The sequence below is a fragment of the Maritimibacter sp. UBA3975 genome, assembly GCF_002384975.1.
Classification (GTDB): domain Bacteria; phylum Pseudomonadota; class Alphaproteobacteria; order Rhodobacterales; family Rhodobacteraceae; genus Maritimibacter.
This window is the reverse complement of sequence record NZ_DGCP01000011.1, coordinates 516,145-532,791: the sequence shown is the minus strand read 5'-3', so window position 1 is coordinate 532,791 and position 16,647 is coordinate 516,145. Positions and strand designations below refer to the sequence as shown.

19 protein-coding genes are annotated in these 16,647 nt (G+C 65.0%); 12 read left to right on the top strand and 7 right to left on the bottom strand.

The genetic code is table 11. From position 1 onward, the window contains the following. The first annotated feature begins 50 nt into the window (after positions 1-50). From B2585_RS13520 to B2585_RS13495, 6 genes are read left to right on the top strand one after another with little or no spacing between them, the layout of a single operon-like run. Positions 51-1,748 carry a sensor N-terminal transmembrane domain-containing protein gene (locus B2585_RS13520; protein WP_414674057.1) on the top strand — a complete coding sequence of 566 codons (1,698 nt, stop codon included), beginning with the start codon at positions 51-53 and terminating at the stop codon, positions 1,746-1,748. Further along, a complete protein-coding gene (locus tag B2585_RS13515) occupies positions 1,745-2,191 on the top strand; it encodes an HPr kinase/phosphorylase (protein ID WP_292023936.1) in 447 nt (148 codons plus the stop codon). Before B2585_RS13520 ends, B2585_RS13515 begins: the two co-directional genes overlap by 4 nt. After that, positions 2,188-3,072, top strand: a complete 885-nt coding sequence (gene rapZ / locus B2585_RS13510; RefSeq protein WP_292023933.1) for an RNase adapter RapZ — start codon at positions 2,188-2,190, stop codon at positions 3,070-3,072. The genes B2585_RS13515 and rapZ overlap by 4 nt, the downstream gene beginning before the upstream one ends. 39 nt (positions 3,073-3,111) lie before the next feature. Further along, positions 3,112-3,519 carry a PTS sugar transporter subunit IIA gene (locus B2585_RS13505; RefSeq protein ID WP_292023932.1) on the top strand — a complete coding sequence of 136 codons (408 nt, stop codon included), beginning with the start codon at positions 3,112-3,114 and terminating at the stop codon, positions 3,517-3,519. Then, entirely contained in the window at positions 3,516-3,794 is a 279-nt protein-coding gene (locus B2585_RS13500) for an HPr family phosphocarrier protein (RefSeq protein ID WP_292023930.1), read from the top strand. Before B2585_RS13505 ends, B2585_RS13500 begins: the two co-directional genes overlap by 4 nt. A 56-nt stretch (positions 3,795-3,850) precedes the next feature. Next, a complete protein-coding gene (locus tag B2585_RS13495) occupies positions 3,851-4,774 on the top strand; it encodes a lysophospholipid acyltransferase family protein (protein ID WP_414674055.1) in 924 nt (307 codons plus the stop codon). Between the two features lie 3 nt (positions 4,775-4,777). Here B2585_RS13495 and B2585_RS13490 read toward each other — a convergent pair whose 3' ends face one another. Continuing rightward, complete coding sequence (locus B2585_RS13490; RefSeq protein ID WP_292023928.1) at positions 4,778-5,653, bottom strand: 3-hydroxybutyryl-CoA dehydrogenase; 876 nt, start codon at positions 5,651-5,653, stop codon at positions 4,778-4,780. Between the two features lie 172 nt (positions 5,654-5,825). Here B2585_RS13490 and B2585_RS13485 point away from each other — a divergent pair, with 172 nt between their 5' ends. Then, positions 5,826-6,653 (top strand): DUF6473 family protein, encoded by an 828-nt coding sequence (locus B2585_RS13485; protein WP_292023926.1) that lies wholly within the window; start codon positions 5,826-5,828, stop codon positions 6,651-6,653. 93 nt (positions 6,654-6,746) lie between these two features. Here B2585_RS13485 and B2585_RS13480 read toward each other — a convergent pair whose 3' ends face one another. Both B2585_RS13480 and B2585_RS13475 read right to left on the bottom strand, forming a co-directional pair. After that, on the bottom strand, positions 6,747-7,673 hold the full coding sequence (locus B2585_RS13480) for an electron transfer flavoprotein subunit alpha/FixB family protein (protein WP_292023924.1): 927 nt from the start codon (positions 7,671-7,673) through the stop codon (positions 6,747-6,749). Continuing rightward, positions 7,673-8,431 (bottom strand): electron transfer flavoprotein subunit beta/FixA family protein, encoded by a 759-nt coding sequence (locus tag B2585_RS13475; RefSeq protein WP_292023922.1) that lies wholly within the window; start codon positions 8,429-8,431, stop codon positions 7,673-7,675. The genes B2585_RS13480 and B2585_RS13475 overlap by 1 nt, the downstream gene beginning before the upstream one ends. Positions 8,432-8,598: 167 nt before the next feature. On the opposite strand from B2585_RS13475, the gene B2585_RS13470 reads away from it, so the two are divergent. Continuing rightward, positions 8,599-8,964: a VOC family protein gene (locus tag B2585_RS13470; RefSeq protein WP_292023920.1), complete on the top strand. Its 366-nt coding sequence runs from the start codon at positions 8,599-8,601 to the stop codon at positions 8,962-8,964. A 52-nt stretch (positions 8,965-9,016) separates the two neighbouring features. Next, positions 9,017-9,493 carry a GyrI-like domain-containing protein gene (locus tag B2585_RS13465; RefSeq protein WP_292023918.1) on the top strand — a complete coding sequence of 159 codons (477 nt, stop codon included), beginning with the start codon at positions 9,017-9,019 and terminating at the stop codon, positions 9,491-9,493. 44 nt (positions 9,494-9,537) lie between these two features. On the opposite strand, the gene smpB is transcribed toward B2585_RS13465, so the two are convergent. Next, positions 9,538-10,014, bottom strand: a complete 477-nt coding sequence (gene smpB, locus B2585_RS13460; RefSeq protein ID WP_292023916.1) for an SsrA-binding protein SmpB — start codon at positions 10,012-10,014, stop codon at positions 9,538-9,540. A 94-nt stretch (positions 10,015-10,108) separates the two neighbouring features. Between smpB and B2585_RS13455 the strand changes: the two genes are divergently transcribed. Then, entirely contained in the window at positions 10,109-10,975 is an 867-nt protein-coding gene (locus B2585_RS13455; RefSeq protein WP_292023914.1) for an ABC transporter ATP-binding protein, read from the top strand. A 20-nt stretch (positions 10,976-10,995) separates the two neighbouring features. On the opposite strand, the gene dapA is transcribed toward B2585_RS13455, so the two are convergent. Beyond that, a complete protein-coding gene (gene dapA / locus B2585_RS13450; protein ID WP_292023913.1) occupies positions 10,996-11,868 on the bottom strand; it encodes a 4-hydroxy-tetrahydrodipicolinate synthase in 873 nt (290 codons plus the stop codon). Between the two features lie 140 nt (positions 11,869-12,008). Here dapA and B2585_RS13445 point away from each other — a divergent pair, with 140 nt between their 5' ends. After that, entirely contained in the window at positions 12,009-13,976 is a 1,968-nt protein-coding gene (locus tag B2585_RS13445) for a lytic transglycosylase domain-containing protein (RefSeq protein WP_292023911.1), read from the top strand. Here B2585_RS13445 and B2585_RS13440 read toward each other — a convergent pair. Both B2585_RS13440 and mnmD read right to left on the bottom strand, forming a co-directional pair. After that, positions 13,951-14,847 carry a DMT family transporter gene (locus tag B2585_RS13440; protein ID WP_292023909.1) on the bottom strand — a complete coding sequence of 299 codons (897 nt, stop codon included), beginning with the start codon at positions 14,845-14,847 and terminating at the stop codon, positions 13,951-13,953. The genes B2585_RS13445 and B2585_RS13440 overlap by 26 nt on opposite strands. Next, positions 14,847-15,512, bottom strand: a complete 666-nt coding sequence (mnmD, locus tag B2585_RS13435) for a tRNA (5-methylaminomethyl-2-thiouridine)(34)-methyltransferase MnmD (protein ID WP_292023907.1) — start codon at positions 15,510-15,512, stop codon at positions 14,847-14,849. Before mnmD ends, B2585_RS13440 begins: the two co-directional genes overlap by 1 nt. A gap of 59 nt (positions 15,513-15,571) precedes the next feature. Between mnmD and B2585_RS13430 the strand changes: the two genes are divergently transcribed. After that, entirely contained in the window at positions 15,572-16,600 is a 1,029-nt protein-coding gene (locus B2585_RS13430; protein WP_292024050.1) for an NAD(P)/FAD-dependent oxidoreductase, read from the top strand. The last annotated feature ends 47 nt before the right edge of the window (positions 16,601-16,647 follow it).

The window sequence follows — 16,647 nt, the reverse complement described above, 5'->3', positions numbered from 1 at the left end:
ATGTGGTGCTCGGCGAGGATTGGGTAGACCAATCCTCGGTCGATACGGAATTGCGCGCATCGCGTAACAAACGGCGCTCCATCTCCGTCAACCGATCCCCGCTCGCCCGCAAGATCATCACCTTCAATCTCCTCGGCCTCGTGGTTCTCGTGGCCGGGGTCTTGTATCTCAACCCGGTGCGCGACAGCCTCGTGGCGCAACGGGAACGCGCGCTGGTCATGACGGCGGAGCTTCTGGCGGAAGTTTTCGTCGTTCAGCAGACCATCAACGGCACCCCGTCGGGCCCCGCGCCTGAGACGGTGGCTCCGGACACGCCGGAGCCCGAACCGGCCCCGGCACCTGAGGTCACCACCGAAACCCTGACGCCTGCCATCGTTCAGCAGGTGTTGGCCGAAACCAACGTCTATGACAGCGGCGACATCATCGTTTTCGATGCTGGGGGCGAGGTTCTGGGCACGAACGCGGGCATGTCACGCTCGAACCGGCCCGAGGTGCTGGGCCTCGAGGTCGACGAGCGCTCGACCATCATCACCGATTTCCTCAGCAGAATCTGGGAAGCGATCGCGAGCCTGATCGCCGCGCAGTCGACCGAGCCGCCGATGCCGGTCGATGGCGTATCGCTTGCGCAGGAATTGCTGCCGGACGTCTACAACGGCAACACCCGGATCAAGGGCGGACAGGACGCGACCGGGGCCACCCGGTTCACTGTCGTCACGCCCATCACGATCGACGGCACCGTGCGCGGCGCCGTCGCGCTGACCTCCGTGGGCGGGGAACTCGACGCGCTGGTGCGGGCGGAGCGCGAACAGGTGCTCCAGATGTTCGTCATCGCCATTCTTGTTTCCATCGGCCTGTCGCTGGTGCTGGCCTCGACCATCGCGAATCCGCTGGCCGACCTTGCGGCTGCGGCAGAGATCGGGCGCGACAAGAACAGCCAGGCCGCCGTCAACGCGGGGCGTGTGCGTATCCCGGACCTTTCGGGCCGCCCTGACGAAATTGGGCGTCTTTCCAAAGCGTTACGCGGCATGGTCTCGGCGCTTTATGACCGGATCGATGCGAACGAGCAGTTCGCGGCGGACGTCGCTCACGAGATCAAGAACCCGCTCGCCTCGCTGCGCTCCGCCGTCGGCACCCTGCGCATGGCGCGCAAGGACGAACAACGCGAACGGCTCCTCGACGTGATCGACCACGACGTGCGCCGTCTCGACCGGCTTGTGTCCGACATCTCCAACGCCTCCCGCCTCGACAGCGAACTGGTGAAGGAAGAGGAAGAGGCCTTCGACCTCATCAAGATGATCCGCAACCTAACCGAGTATCTGGGCAACGAGGCCGAGGGCAAAGGGGTCGACTTCATCTCCGATCTGCCCGCCGACCCCTCCGTGATCCACGGGCTCGAGGCGCGGCTGGCGCAGGTGTTCGTGAATCTCATCACCAACGCGCTGTCCTTCTGCGACGAAGGCGACGCGATCCGCGTCTGGGCACGGCACCGCGACAACCGCGTGCTGGTCGTGGTCGAGGATACCGGCCCCGGCATCCCCGAAGAGGCGCTGACCAAGATCTTCAACCGCTTCTACTCCGAGCGCCCCGAAGGCCAGTTCGGCAACAACTCCGGCCTCGGCCTCGCGATCTCGAAGCAGATCATCGAGGCACATGGCGGCGTGATCTGGGCCGAGAACATCCGCCCGACCGACGCCGACATCACCTCTGAACCGCTCGGTGCCCGCTTCGTGGTGGGCCTGCCGGTGTGAGCCGCGACGCCGCGCGACAACCCACCCCCGAAACGATCCACGCCACGTCCGTCGCCATCGACGGCGGCGCCGTCGTCATCACAGGCGCATCGGGCAGCGGAAAATCGGGCCTTGCGCTGGAGCTGATCGCACTCGGAGCGCGCCTGATCTCAGACGACCTCACGCGGATCGAACCGGGGGCTGAGGGGTGGCCCCACGCCGCCACGACCGGGCGTATGGCCGGTGTGATCGAGGCGCGGGGCGTCGGGCTTTTGCATGTGCCGCACGTTGCGCGCGCACCCGTTTGCCTGATCGTCGACCTCGACCGCACCGAGCAAGCGCGGCTTCCCGAACCCGTGACCAGAGTTGTTCTCGGGCAGGCGATCCCCGCCGTGGCGCGGGTTGACTCCCCTCACTTCGCAGCGTCCATTCTGGCCCTGTCAAAGGGCGGACGCGTGACATGAGCGAAACGACACAGACCGAAACTCCGCCCAGCGTGGTGCTGGTCACTGGCCCGTCCGGTGCCGGACGCACCACGGCGATCCGGGTGTTCGAGGACCTGGGTTACGAGAGCATCGACAATCTGCCCATCAGCATGATCCCCCGGCTCCTGCATGGCTCGCCCCCCGATCACCCGATCGCGCTTGGCATCGACGTGCGCAACCGCGATTTCTCAACCGCCGCCGTGCTCGACCTGATCGACGCGGGCGAGGCTGGATGGTCCGACCGTATCCAGGTGCTGTTTCTCGATTGCCGGCCCGACGTACTGGTCAACCGGTATTCCGAGACGCGCCGCCGCCACCCGCTCGCCCCGGAAGAGACGCCCGAGGCCGGAATCGCGCGCGAGACGGACCTGCTTCAACCCATCCGGGTGCGCGCCGACGTTCTGATCGACACGTCGGAAATGTCGCCGCACGAACTCAAGGCCGAACTCCTCGCGATTTTCGACCCTGAAGACGACACCAAACTGTCGCTCTCGGTGCAGAGCTTTTCCTATAAACGCGGGGTTCCGCGCGGGCTCGACCTCGTGTTCGACGTGCGGTTCCTGAACAACCCGCACTGGGAGCCCGCGCTGCGCAAACTCACAGGCCGCGCGCAGGAGGTGGCCGATTACGTCGCCCGCGATCCACGTTATGCTGCATTCACTGAAAAGACTCTCGACCTGCTCGAATTCCTGCTCCCGGCCTATGCCGAAGAGGGCAAAGCGCACCTTGCCGTAGGGTTCGGGTGCACCGGGGGACGTCACCGTTCGGTGACCCTTGCGGAATCTATGGCCAAGGCCCTTGCAGACAAGGGCTGGCAGGTGTCAATTAGGCACCGGGAGCTCGAGCGCCACGGGATATGAGGCGCAAAGGGCAAGGGACGAAAATTCGAGGTTCATCGCGTGATCGGAATCGTGATCGTTGCGCATGGCGGCCTTGCCGGTGAATACCTGTCTGCGGTCGAACACGTGGTGGGAAAACTGGAAGGGGTCCGGGCCATCCGTATCGCCGCCGACTGCGACCGTGCTCGCAAGCGGTCCGAGATCATGGCCGCGGCGGATGCGGTCGACACGGGCGACGGCGTGATCGTCGTCGTGGACATGTTCGGCGGCTCGCCCTCGAACCTTTCGCTGCCGGCCTGCGCCGGTCGCAACCGCAAAATCCTCTATGGTGCGAACCTACCGATGCTCGTGAAACTGGCGAAAACCCGCCACGGAACGGTGGAAGAGGCCACGCGGGCAGCGCTGGCCGCCGGTCGCAAGTACATTGATGCCATCGACGGTGCGACGGCGGAGGACACGCATCCATGAGCACGTCACTCGCGCGGAAGATGAAAATCGTGAACGAAAAAGGCCTTCATGCACGGGCCTCGGCAAAATTTGTGGACGTCGTGGAAAACCATGACGCCCGCGCACGCGTATCTAAGGATGGGATGGAGGCCGAAGGCGACTCGATCATGGGCCTCCTGATGCTTGCCGCGTCCCGCGGCTCGGAAATCGAGGTTGAGACCTCGGGGCCACAGGCCGAAGCGTTGATGGAGGCGCTCGATTCGCTGGTGGCTGACAAATTCGGCGAAGGCATGTAGAAACACGTGTCGCGCGAGTCGCACAATATGAGGGGGCACCCCGTTTGGATCAATCCGTGAACAACGTGGCCCGCACGCAAGCGGTACGACGGACGACGAAGACGCAGGAAAGCGGCTCCGTCGCCGCATCTCCTTCGCCTGAAAGACCCGCGATCGGGCATACTTACTCCAAACGCGACCTGACCTATGCCGACACGTTCGACAACAAGGTGCAGGCCCGTCTGATCCGCTGGATGGAGATGCTGACAGGCAAACTCCTCATCTTCCGGATGATCGGCAAGTTCGAGCGGCTCGGCGCGCCAACCGGCATCGATTTCTGGGCCGGCGCGATGAAAGCGATGGGGATCGAGATCCGCACGCCACAGGCGCAGATCGACAACATCCCGAAGGAAGGGCCCGTGATCGTCGTGGCCAATCACACGCACGGGCTGGTCGACGGCATGATCCTGGGCGAAATCATCTCGCGCGTGCGTCCGGATTTCCAGATCCTGACGCGGTCGGTCCTGACCGGGCTGGACGAGGTGGCGAGTTCGTTCCTCATCCCCGTGCCGTTCCCGCATGACCCGGATGCCCAGCAGAAGGGCAAGGAAATGCGCGCTCAGGCGCTCGAGCGGCTCCAGAAGGGCGGCGTGATCGCCGTGTTTCCCTCGGGCGTCGTGGCGGCGTCAGAAACCTGGTGGGGCCCTCCGATCGAGGCGGAGTGGAACCTGTTTACCGCGCAACTCATCCGCAAGACGGGCGCAAAAGTGGTGCCGGTCAAGTTCCACGGCCGCAACACCCGCGCCTACAATATCGCGAACAAGGTGTCAGCCACGCTGCGGCAGGGCTTGTTGATCCATGAGATCGTGCGCGCCTGCAACCAGCCGCATGCCCCGACCATCGGTGAACCGCTGAACGAAGATCAGCTTAAGACGCTGTCCAAAAGTCCGCGCGACTTCATCAAGTGGCTGCGCGAACACACGCTGTCTCTGGGCAAGTAACCTTCAGCGCGTGGGGACGGGCGTGTCCCCCCTGTAGTCGTAGAACCCGCGATCAGCCTTTCGCCCCAGCCACCCGGCTTCGACATACTTCGTGAGGAGCGGGCAGGGCCGGTATTTGGTATCGGCCAGCCCGTCATGCAGGACGTTCATGATGGCGAGGCAGGTGTCCAGCCCGATGAAGTCGGCGAGTTCGAGCGGCCCCATCGGATGGTTGGCGCCCAGTTTCATCGCCTCGTCGATGGATTTCACCGACCCCACACCCTCGTAAAGCGTATAGACGGCCTCGTTGATCATCGGCATCAGGATGCGGTTCACGATGAACGCCGGGAAATCCTCGGCGCTCGAGGCGGTCTTGCCGAGTTTCTCGACCACTTCCTGACAGGCATCGAAGGTCGCCTGATCCGTGGCGATGCCCCGGATCAGTTCGACAAGCTGCATGACCGGGACCGGGTTCATGAAGTGGAACCCCATGAATTTCTCCGGGCGATCGGTGCGCGAGGCCAGCCGAGTGATCGAGATCGAGGATGTGTTCGATGTCAGGATCGTCTCGGGTTTCAGATGCGGAAGCAGGTCTTCGAAGATCGCCTGCTTGACGGTTTCACGCTCGGTCGCGGCTTCGATCACGAGGTCGGATTTGCCCAGATCGGCAAGCGTCAAAGTGGTCTTGATGCGCCCGAGTGCAGCGTCGCGGTCGGCGGCCGAGATCTTGTCGCGCGATACCTGGCGGTCGAGGTTGCCGGTCATCGTCTCAATGGCCGAGTCCAGGGCGTCCTGGCTGATGTCCGTCAGGAGCACCTCGTAACCCGCGAGCGCCATGACATGCGCGATCCCGTTGCCCATTTGCCCGGCGCCGATCACGCCTACCGTTTCGATTGCCATTGCCGACCCTTCCGATGTCCACGTGGACCATAGGCTTGGGGGTGCGGGAGGGGCAAGACCCGCGGGTTAACCTCGACGCGCAAATTCACCCCTTGGACCCTGTTTCGATTAAGTGTTTCACAACGAAGGTCTGCCAATCTCCATCCCGGGTGAAGAAAATGGAGTGGGTGGTATGACCTATGAAAACCTGGGCGAGGGTGCCCTGGATTATGCCCCGTGTCGTTACGGGAAATCCAAACTGTTGTTCCGTGGTCCCAAGCGCAAGCTGAACGCGCCCTATGTGGCGATGCTGGGCGGGACGGAAACCTATGGCAAATTCGTCGATCTGCCCTTTCCTGTGCTGACCGAAAGTGCGCTCGACATGCCGGTGGTGAACCTGGGCTGTGTCAATGCGGGGATCGACGTGTTCTCGACCGATGGCACGGTCGTGGACATCGCGTCCAGGGCCGAGGTGACGGTCATTCAGATCACCGGCGCGCAGAACATGTCCAACCGGTTCTATGCCGTGCATCCGCGCCGCAACGATCGGTTCCTGCGGGCGTCGAACCTTTTGAAAACGATCTATCGCGAAGTCGATTTCACGGAGTTCAACTTCACGCGCCACCTGCTGACCGCGCTCAAGACGACGTCGCCGGAAAAGTTCGCGATGGTCGAACAAGAGCTGCGCGAGGCATGGGTCGCGCGGATGAAAACGCTGGTATCTCGGATCGACTCGCGGGTCGTTCTTCTTTGGCTCTCCGGTCACGCACCGGAACAGCCCGACCGGGACACGGCGGAGGGGTCGGACCCGCTTTTCGTGGACCGTGAAATGCTCGATGCCGTGTCGCCCTTCGTGGAGGAGATCGTCGAAGTGGTGGTGACGCCGGATGAGATCTCGGAAGGGTTCGCGGGCTTGGCCTATACCGAGTTCGAAGCGCCAGCGGCGCGGGGGATGCTGGGCATTTCAGCGCATGAACGGGCGGCGTCGGCGCTGGATGCGGCGCTCAGGCGACTCCTCTGACCGCAATGCGAAAGGCCCGCCGAGTGGCGGGCCTTTTTGGTGTGCACGGCGTATGCACAACGTGTGCACACCGCGTACATACGATCGTATGGCTCAGAGCTTTTCGATCAGCTCCGGCACGGCGGTGAAGAGGTCGGCGACCAGGCCGTAGTCGGCCACCTGGAAGATCGGGGCCTCTTCGTCCTTGTTGATCGCGACGATGATCTTGGAGTCCTTCATGCCCGCGAGGTGCTGAATGGCCCCGGAGATGCCGACCGCGACGTAAAGCTCGGGCGCGACGACCTTGCCGGTCTGACCCACCTGCCAGTCGTTGGGCGCGTAGCCCGAGTCGACCGCGGCGCGCGACGCGCCGACGGCGGCGCCGAGCTTGTCGGCGAGCTTTTCGATCAGCGCGAAGTCGTCTTCGGAGCCGACGCCACGGCCACCGGACACGACGATGCCCGCCGAGGTGAGTTCCGGGCGGTCGCTTTCGGCCACCTTGTCCTCGACCCATTCGGAAAGGCCGGACGCGGCGGGCGCGTCGATGGTCTCAACGCTCGCGGAGCCGCCGTCACCGGCCGCGTCGAAGGTGGAGGTCCGGAAGGTGATGACCTTCTTTTCATCCTTCGACTTCACGGTCTGGACAGCGTTGCCGGCATAAACCGGGCGCTCGAACGTGTCGGCATCCACCACGGCGGAGGCATCGGAGATCACCATCACATCCAGAAGAGCGGCCACGCGCGGCATGATGTTCTTGGCGTCCGTCGTGGCGGGCGCGCAGATGTGCGAGTAGTCGCCGGCGAGGGAGACGATGAGCTCCGCGGTCGCTTCGGCCAGACGGTGGCCAAGCGAGTCACCCTCGGCGACGAGCACCTTGGACACACCGTCGATCTTCGACGCGGCTTCACCGGCGGCAGCGGCGGAGGCCCCGGCGCAAAGCACGGTCACGTCACCAAGCGACTGGGCGGCAGTCACGGCTTTCGCGGTGGCGTCCATAGCGAGTTCGCCGGAATTGACTTCGGCAAGAAGCAGAACGGCCATTACACGACCCCCTTCTCTTTGAGTTTCGCGACGAGTTCATCGACGCTCTCGACCTTGATGCCGGCCGAGCGGGTCGGCGGCTCGGTCGTCTTGACCACTTCGAGACGCGGGGTGACATCGACGCCGTAGTCGTCGGCGGTCTTTTCATCCAGCGGCTTTTTCTTGGCCTTCATGATGTTGGGGAGCGAGGCATAGCGCGGCTCGTTCAGGCGCAGGTCGGCGGTGACGATGGCGGGAAGCCCGACCTTGATCGTCTGAAGGCCGCCGTCCACTTCGCGCGTCACGGTGGCCGCGTCGCCGTCGAGGGTGAGCTCCGAGGCGAAGGTCGCCTGACCCCAGCCCAGGAGGGCGGCGAGCATCTGGCCGGTCGCGTTCATGTCGTTGTCGATGGCCTGCTTGCCGGCGATGACCAGCTTGGGCTGCTCCTCGTCGATCACGGCCTTGAGGATCTTGGCAACGGCGAGCGGCTCGATGTCCTGATGCACGTCATCGGCGGCGACCACGAGGATCGCGCGATCCGCGCCCATCGCCAGCGCCGTGCGCAGGGTTTCCTGCGCCTGTTTCACACCGATCGACACGACGACGACTTCTTCCGCCGTGCCCGCTTCCTTCAACCGGATCGCCTCTTCCACGGCAATCTCGTCGAACGGGTTCATCGACATCTTCACGTTCGCAAGATCGACACCGGAGCCGTCGGACTTAACCTTGGCCTTCACGTTGTAGTCGATCACGCGTTTGACAGGCACGAGCACCTTCATGAGCGTTCTCTCCCTTTGCGCCCCGTCGGGGCCGTTGCTGGAGCATGGTGTAGCGGGGTTTTCGGGGGTGTCACAATGCCAAAGCGACCAAAAGTTGCGTGCCGACGCCGCGTTCCGGAGAAATGTGATACCGTTGCGTGGCGTCAATTCAGGGTGGGAGCGCAAACATGGCGAAGGTTACGGGAATCGGTGGGGTCTTTTTCCGGTCGGACGATCCGGGGACGCTCGCGGAGTGGTACTGGACCCACCTCGGCATCGACCTGACGCCAAGCGACGCAGAGGAACGCCCGTGGATGCAGGAGGCGGGGCCGACGGTCTTTGCGCCGTTCCCGAAAGGCACCGACTATTTCGGGCGGGACAGCCAGCAATTCATGCTGAATTTCCGGGTCGACGACCTTGCGGGGATGGTCGCAGCGCTGCGCAAGGCGGGGCTGGACATCAGCCACGAGGAAGACATGACGGGCGTCGGCCGGTTCGCCCGTATCCACGACCCGGAGGGCAATCCGGTGGAATTGTGGGAACCGGCGGAGTAGGGGTTTCGGCCCGGCGGAGCCTGCGCTACCGTCCCTCCGACAGGAGGTCCTTATGGTCACATTGCCCAACGCAGCCATCGTCGAGAGCCGCGAGAAACTCATCATCGGGTTGGCCGGTGACTACACGATGGAGTCGCGTGACACGATCCCGGCGCTTTATGAAAAGTTCTTCACGCTGAAGGACGGGATCAAGCACAAGGTCTCGGACGTGCTTTACGGGATTTCGATGGAGGCGCGGGCGGACGGATCGTTCCGTTACGGCGTGGGGATCGAGGTCGAGGAGGCCGAGGACCTGCCGGAGGGCACCTGCGAAATGCACCTCGTCGGCGGGGATTACGTCGTGTTTTCCCAGCGCACGGCCATCTCGGAGCTGCCCGCGCGATTCGATGCGGTGTTTTCCGACTGGCTGCCCAATTCGGATTTCGTTCAGCGCGACGGTGCTGTGTTCGAGTGCTATCCGGACGACGACAGCCCGGAGCCGGGCAAGATGCTTTACGAAATCTGGGTGCCGGTCGCGCCGAAACGGTAAGACCTGAGGCCGACGTCGGTTAACAGGGCGCGAAGGCTGCGGCCTCAGCCCTGGTGCTTGAGCAGGCGTTGTTTCTGACGGTTCCAGTCCTGCTTGGCCTTGTCCGCACGCTTGTCGTGGTTCTTCTTGCCCTTGGCGATGCCCACTTTCATCTTCGCGATGCCGCGATGGTTGAAGTAGAGCACGAGCGGCACGATGGTCATGCCCTTGCGCTGCGTGTCGTTCCAGAGCCGGGCCAATTCGCGCTTGTTGCACAGGAGCTTGCGCCGCCGCCGTTCCTCATGCCCGAAGGTCTTGGCCTGTTCGTAGGGCGCGATGTAGCCGTTCACCAGCCACAGCTCGCCTTCCTTCACCTCGGCATAGCTTTCGGCGATGTTGGCGGAGTTCACGCGCAGGCTTTTCACCTCGGACCCTTCCAGCACGATGCCGACCTCGAGATCGTCTTCGATCGCGTAGTCGTGCCGCGCCTTCCGGTTCTCGGCGATCACCTTGTAGTTCTTGTTTTCGTCAGTCTTGGCCATCGGCCTGATGTAGGCGGGCGGGCCGCGCCTGTCCAGTCTGGCCAAAAAATGCTATGTTGTCGGTGTCCATTACGGACTTTCCGGGGGGAAAACCATGTTCAGACGACTGTTTCTGGCGGCGTTGGCCGCAGTCGTGGCGGTGCCCGTCTGGGCCGAGACCGACCTTGCGCCCGCGACCGCCGACGATTTCGACATTTTCGGGGTCACGCCCACGCAAGTCAGGTTTCTCGGGCCGTCGGGGAGCGGCAAGACCACGACTGTCACGGTTCTGCCCGGTTGGGTGGCTGTGAACGGGGGACGGGACGGCGCGATCTATGGCGACTTGGCGGGTGAAGAAATCTGGTTCGCGGACGACAAGAACCGCCGGCTTGTTCAGCTTTCCGCCGCGATGGCGGTGCGCACTGCGATGGGCGGGGGGAACGCGGAAGCGAACGCGGCGCTGGACGAGGCGTTTGCCGGGTTAGAAGCCATCATCGAGGAACGGCTGAAGGACGTGCCCGAGGACCAACGGCCGCTGGTGGAGGAGGCCATGCGGGATGCGGTCGGGCTCCCACCGGTTATCGAGACCGTGGGGGGTGAGATCAGCGGCTACAACATTTACGAAGACCCTGCCTTTCGCGATGACATCGGGCGCGAGACCTACCGCGCCGAGGCGCTGGGCGCGGCCGGGCCGGTGCGCAGTCTGGACCTCGTGGCACTTGGCGAAATTCCCGAAGCGCAGAACATCGTGAAGGCCATTGCCCTGCTCGTCGCCATGCACCGGCAGATGACCGGCGACGACCTTCCGGGGGAGAGCCTGTTTCTCGACCTGCTGGCGGTGGGAACCAAGTACTTCATCGTCGCGGTCACGGATCACCGGACCGGGGAGCGCTGGAAGCTGGAGGGGATAAAGCCCTATGCGCCGGGTCTGGCGTCGGTCAGTGCGGATGCGCTTCACGTGGCAATGGCCGCCGACGACTGAACGCCGGCGGCCTTGCGGCCTCAGTTGAGCAGGCCCGCGTGGCGCATGGCGCTGTCCATCGCCGACTTGGTCTCGTCCGAGAGCGCCATGAGCGGGAGGCGCACCTCGTCCTCGATCAGGCCGAGCTTGGCCATACCGTATTTCGCGCCGCAGACGCCCGGCTCCATGAACACAGCGCGGTGAAGCGGCATGAGCCGGTCGGAGATTTCAAGCGCGGCGGCATAGTCGCCCGCGAGGGTGGCGTTCTGCATCTCGGCGCAGAGTTTCGGTGCCACGTTGGCGGTCACGGAAATGCAGCCGACGCCGCCCATCGCGTTGAAGCCCACGGCGGTCGCGTCTTCGCCGGAAAGCTGGACGAAGTCGGTGCCGCACATCTCGCGCTGCCAGGCGACGCGGGCGAGGTCGCCGGTCGCGTCTTTCACGCCGATGACCATCTCATGCTTGGCCAGTTCCGCCATCGTGGCGGGGGCCATGTCCACGGCCGAGCGGCCGGGGATGTTGTAGATGATGATCGGCAGGCCGACCTCGGCGATGGCGAGGAAATGGGCCAGCAGGCCGTTCTGCGTCGGCTTGTTGTAGTACGGCGTCACGACGAGCGCCGCGTCGGCGCCCACGCGCTTGGCATGTTCGGTGAAGTGCAGCGCCTCGACCGTGTTGTTCGAGCCGGTGCCCGCGACCACCTTGATCCGGCCATCGACCGCTTTCACCACCTCTTCGACGACCATCTGGTGCTCTTCGTGCAGAAGCGTGGGGCTTTCGCCGGTCGTGCCGACGGGGACGAGGCCGTGCGAGCCCTGCTCGATATGCCAGTCCACGAGCCGTTTGAGCGCGTCGACATCCACCTTGCCGTCCTTGAACGGCGTCACAAGGGCCGGAATCGAACCTTTCAGCATGTCACGCTCCTGTTGTTATCTTGGTCTATCGCCCGTGCCGCGAGTCGGTCCGGTGCAAACGCGGCGGAAACTAGCCGCGATGACGGGAAATGCCAAGAATGTGTGTTGCGAGAGCACTCAAGCGGGATAGGTATTCGGGCATGTTGAGACGAGCCGCCGAATTCGCCCGCCTTTTCCGCCGTTTGTTCATGGTCCTCATCGTGGTCGCCTTGCCTGCTCATGCGCAGGAAACAGCCGAGGTGAACGCGCTGAAGAAGGGCCTTGAGCTCATGCGCGACGGCAAATGGGACGAGGCGCTGGAGGCCGCCGGGGACCCCGGCGACCTGCCGCGCGACATTATCCAGTGGAACCGCCTTCGCGCCGGGGAAGGGACGTTCGAGGAAAGCCTCGCCTTTCTGGAGCGTCATCCCGACTGGCCGGGCGAAGACCTGCTGCGCGAACGGACCGAGCGCAACATCCCGTCGGATGCGCTTCTGGCCGATGTGCTGCGGTTCTTTCAGGGCCACACGCCAGAGACGGGAACCGGCGCGATCCGCTATGCCCGCGCTTTGTGGGAGAGCGGGGCGCAGGACGCGGCGATGGCCGAGGCGCGCCGGGCGTGGACCGAGATGTCGCTGGCGAGTTCCGAAGAGGACCAGTTCATGCATGACTGGCCCAAGACCCTCGCCGATTATCACTGGGAACGGATGGACAGCCTGCTGTGGGCCGGTCGCACCAGTCAGGCCGAGCGTCATATGGCACGGGTGACGACCGACCAGCAGATCCTCGCGCGTGCCCGCATCGGGTTGCGCGAGACCGAAGCGGGTGTCGACGACATGATCGCGAAAGTGCCCGAGGCGCTCGCCGACGATCCGGGGCTGGCCTATGAGCGGATGCTGTGGCGGCTCCGTAAGGGCCGGATCGATGACGCAATCGAGATGGTGCTGGACCGCTCTGATTCTGCCGAGGATCTTGGCCGCCCGCTCATGTGGGGCGATGAACGGCGGCGGTTCGCCCGCGAGAAGATGCGCGAGGGCGAGGCGCAGGTGGCCTATGACATCGCCGCCAACCACTTCATCGACGAAGCGGTCTGGGACCGTGAGGACAACGAGTGGATCGCGGGCTTCGTCGCGCTGAGGATGCTGGACGACCCCGAGGCGGCCGTGACGCATTTCCGCAACTTCCGCGCCACCGTGGACACGCCGATCAGCCAGGGCCGCGCGGGGTATTGGGAAGGGCGCGCGCTTGAAGCAGCGGACCGGACGGCGGAGGCCGAGGCGGCTTATGCGTTCGGCGCCCAGCATCAGACGGCGTTCTACGGTCTGCTCGCCGCCGAGAAGGCCGGTGTGCCGATGGACCCGAAGCTCGCGGGGACCGAAGCGTTCCCCGATTTCGAGACGGCCAGCTTCTGGGGCACCCCGATCATGGAGGCCGCGCGCCTGACCGCCGCGCTGGACGAATATTACCTGACCCAGCGTTTCGTCGTGCATCTGTCGGAGCGGCTCGACCGGACCGAGACCGGGCAACTCGCCGACTGGGCCGAGAGCGTGGATTTGCCCTATGTCATGCTCAAGATCGCCAAGCATTCGGTGAATTTCGACAAGGTGCTGGAGCGGGCCTATTTCCCGACGCCCGACATTGGCAAGGGCCACCCGGAGGTGCCGCGCGCGCTGGAGATGGCCATTTCGCGGCGCGAGAGCGAGTTCAACCATACGGTCCGATCCCATGCCGGGGCGCTGGGCCTCATGCAGCTCATGCCGGGTACGGCGCGTGACATGGCGAGCCGGCTGGGCATCGACTATGAGCAGTCGAGGCTCACGACCGACATGGAATACAACGCGCGGCTGGGGTCCGAATACCTCGCCTGGCTGAAGGAGCGGTTCGGGAACAACCCGGTCCTGATCTCGGTGGCCTATAACGCGGGGCTGGGCCGGGCCTATCGCTGGTCCGAGGAGCGGGGCGATCCGCGTGATCCGGACGTGGACGTGATCGACTGGATCGAGATGATCCCGTTCGAGGAAACCCAGAACTACGTCATGCGCGTGACCGAAACGCTGCCGATCTATGAGGCACGGCTGACGGGTGAGGTGGTTCCGCTCGACTTCACCGCAATGCTGAAGCGGCGCTAGGCTTGCGTCCGCGCTGGCGTTCGCGCCACGCCGTGAACAGCCCCGCGCCCACCACGATCACCGCCCCGAGCGCGACGTTCCATTCGATCGACTCGCCGAAGAAGGTGATCGCGATGATGGATACGAAGACGAGCTGGAAATAGGCGAAGGGCTGCACCGCGCTCGCCTCGGCCTGTTCGTAGCATTTGATGAGCAGGAAATGCCCGAGCGCCCCGGTGATGCAGAGCATCCCCATCCAGAGCCAGTCGGGACGCGCCAGAGGCTCCCAATAGAACACGCCGATGAGGGTGACGGCGATGGCCCCGGTGACGCCGGTCCAGAAGAACGACGTGGCCGCGCTGTCGCGCCGCGCCGCGTAGCGGGTGGCAAGCCCGTAGACGGCGAAAAGGAAGGCGGCGGCCAGCGCGATCAGCGCCTCGGGGGCGAACACGGCGAAGCCCGGTTGCAGGATGATGAGGATACCGACGAAGCCCACCGCGATGGCCGCCCACCGGCGTGGGCCGACCTTCTCGCCCAGCACGGGGCCGGAAAGGGCCGCGATCATCAGCGGGTAGGAGGCGAACAGCGCATGGGTCGGGATCAGGCCCAGCACCACGAAGGCATAGATCGTGACGATCACTTCGACGATGAGCACCACGCCGCGAAACGTCTGGAGCAGCGGTTGCGTGGTCTGCGCCGCGCGTCGAAGCCCTCCGGCGGTCCGGGCGGCCAGAACGGTGACGAAGAGCGCGAAGAACCAGTAGCGGATCATCACGATGAGATAGACGTTGTACTTGTCGGCCAGCAGGCGCGAGACGCCGTCCTGCACGGCAAAGACGAAGACGGCGGAGATCATCAGGAGGATGCCGAGGCGGTTGTTCTGCTGGTCCATCAGCCCACCTTCCGCGCGGTCGTCATGTGCCGCTTGTGGCCATAGCCCGGCTGGCGCGTGACCTCGAACCCGGCATCCGCGAGCCCCCGGCGCACGAAACCCGCCGCCGTGTAGGTCGCCGCGGTGCCCCCCGGTGCGGTGTGGCGCCCGACCTCGGCCATCAGGTCCGGCGACCACAGCTCCGGGTTCTTGGCGGGGGAGAAGCCGTCGAGAAACCACGCATCCGCCATGCCCGTCCATGCAGGCAGCGTCTCGCGCGCGTCGCCTTCGATCACTTCGACGGACACCGGGCCGACCGTGAAGAACCGGATACCCGCGTCCCAGACCGCGAGGAACGGGTCCGCGACGGCGCGCGCCTCGGGAAAGGCCTCGAGCGCGCGGGCAATGTCGTCGCCGCGCATCGGGAACGCCTCGAACGAGGTGAAGCGGATCGGGATGTTGCTGTCGCGCAGGGCCAGAACCATCGCCAGCATGTTCAGCCCGGTGCCGAAGCCCAGTTCCGCGACATGGAACCCCGTCACGCAGCGGGCGGGGAGGTCGTTGCCATCCAGAAAGACATGCCGGGTTTCGGCCAGCCCGTCGGTTATTGAGAAATAGGGATCGTCGAAGCGGGTCGAGACCGGCAGGCTTCCGTCCCGCCACTCCAGTTCCGCTCTCTGGCCCATCGTGCGCCGATCCCCTACTGTCCGCTCCCGATGCATGAAGGAGGGATCACGGCTTGGCAATGGTGGACGTAACCGTGCGCGGCGCCGGGGCTTTCGGGCTCTCGGTCGCCTATGCCTGTGCGCTCAAGGGGGCGCGGGTGCGGGTGGTCGACCCGGCGGGCGTGGGTGGCGGCGCGTCGGGCGGGATCGTCGGCGCGCTCGCACCCCATGTGCCGGAAAACTGGAACGCGAAGAAGGCGTTTCAGTTCGCGGCCCTCGATATGGGCGAGGCGTTCTGGCGCGGGGTGGAGGAGACGGGCGGCGTGCCGTCGAGCTATGCGCGCACGGGGCGGCTGCAACCCATCGCCGACGATCACGCAAGGGCGTTGGCCGAGGCGCGCGCGGTCACGGCGCAGATGCTTTGGGAAGGGCGCTATGTGTGGGAGGTGGTCGCGGCGCCGTCGGACTGGGCGCCCGTCACGCCCACAGGCCTCGTCATTCACGATACGCTCACCGCGCGCATGTTTCCCCGCCACGCCTGCGCGTCGCTCGCGGCTGCGGTGCAGGCACTGGGCGGCACTCTCGCCACCGAGGCGCAGGATGAGGGCGCGGTGGTCTGGGCCACCGGCGCGGCGGGCCTCGCGGCGCTTTCGGCGGAGCGGGGGCGTATGGTCGGTGTCGCGGTGAAGGGTCAGTCCGCGCGCCTTGCCTTCGATGCCCGCGACCTGCCGCAGATCTTCGCGGACACGGTGCATGTCGTGCCCCATGCGGACGGCACCACCGCCATCGGCTCCACCACCGAGCGGGAGTTCGACGCGCCGGACACCACCGATGACCAGCTCGACGCCGTCCTCGCCCGCGCGCTCGCCGCAGTGCCCGCGCTCGCCGACGCCCCGGTGATCGAGCGCTGGGCGGGCCTGCGCCCCCGCGCGCGCACCCGGTCGCCGATGATCGGGGCCTGGCCCGACAGACCCGGTCACTTCATCGCCAACGGCGGGTTCAAGATCGGCTTCGGGATCGCCCCGATGATCGGACAGGTCATGGCCGACCTCGTTCTCGACGGACGCGACGCCATCCCGGACGACTTCAAGCCAGAGGCGAGCTTCTGACCCCTTCTTCGGTCTGAAAATACCTCGGAGGGGGTCCGGGGGAGGCA